This is a genomic window from Caldimonas tepidiphila (genome assembly GCF_003569765.1).
In the GTDB taxonomy this organism is placed as follows: domain Bacteria; phylum Pseudomonadota; class Gammaproteobacteria; order Burkholderiales; family Burkholderiaceae_C; genus Caldimonas; species Caldimonas tepidiphila.
In genome coordinates this window covers 1-581 of the sequence record NZ_QXMG01000202.1, presented here as the reverse complement: position 1 = coordinate 581, position 581 = coordinate 1, and the positions used below count along the sequence as shown (strand labels likewise).

General features: G+C 65.1%; 1 pseudogene. It reads left to right on the top strand.

The annotated features are described in order from the left end of the window. A pseudogene (locus tag D3A59_RS25095) lies at nucleotides 1-541 on the top strand (IS3 family transposase); the annotation flags it as partial. Nucleotides 542-581 lie beyond the last annotated feature (40 nt).

The following is a 581-nucleotide window of genomic DNA, read 5'->3' as shown; positions in this document are numbered from 1 at the left end:
TTCAGCCAGCTTGCCCTCAGAGTCGTCGCCTTGCAATTCGCCAACGGTATCTCACCTACATCGCCACCGACGAAGGCTGGTTGTACCTGGCCGTGGTGATCGACCTCTTCAGCCGTCAGGTGGTGGGCTGGTCGATGAAGCCGCACATGAGGCGTGAGCTGGTGCTCGATGCCCTGCGCATGGCTTGCGCATGGCGTGGTTCCGGCGTCGTCCCGAGCCGGGGCTGGTCTTGCATAGCGACAGGGGCAGCCAGTACTGCAGCGCCGACTTCCAGGACGCGCTCACGCGTTACGGCATGCGCAGCTCGATGAGCCGCAGGGGCAACTGCTGGGACAATGCGCCCACCGAAAGCCTGTGGGGCTCGCTGAAGGTGGGACGCCTGCATGGGCGCCGGTTCGCCACACGACGCGCCGCGATGGACGAGATCGTCGACTGGCTGGGCTTCTACAACCACCGGCGACTGCACTCGACGCTCGGGTACGTGAGCCCGATGCAGTTCGAGCGGGCATGGCTTGCCGCCCAGCAAAGGCAGGCCGCGTAACGGTCTCAGCTATGGGATCCGGAATTCGCGGGCAAGGTCA